1 protein-coding gene is annotated in these 246 nt (G+C 53.3%); it reads right to left on the bottom strand.

All coding sequences use genetic code 11. The annotated features are described in order from the left end of the window. Nucleotides 1-246 (bottom strand): calcium-binding protein (locus HWE04_RS24650; RefSeq protein WP_241813946.1); only part of this gene is annotated, 246 nt, incomplete at both ends.

Below are 246 nucleotides of genomic sequence, written 5' to 3'. Positions count from 1 at the left end.
ATTGCTCTGGTCAAAGAATCCTGTCCAGTTTTCGTTTTCGGCAGTGCCGGTCTGGGTCAGGCGGGACGCCAGGTTGGAATAGGCCCAGGTCGTGCCATCATCGAAGGCGATCTTTTCGATGTGGTAACTGATAGACGAAAAATAATGCTCGATGGTGATGGCATCACTTCCCCAGGTCAACGTCAGATGGTCACCGGATCGTGTCAGTACAGTGTCTGCCGCCTTGATGCCTTTGCCGAGTCGGAT

The organism is Herbaspirillum sp. C7C2 (assembly GCF_022627865.1).
In the GTDB taxonomy this organism is placed as follows: Bacteria; Pseudomonadota; Gammaproteobacteria; order Burkholderiales; family Burkholderiaceae_D; genus Herbaspirillum; species Herbaspirillum frisingense.
This window is presented reverse-complemented; position numbering and strand designations above follow the sequence as displayed.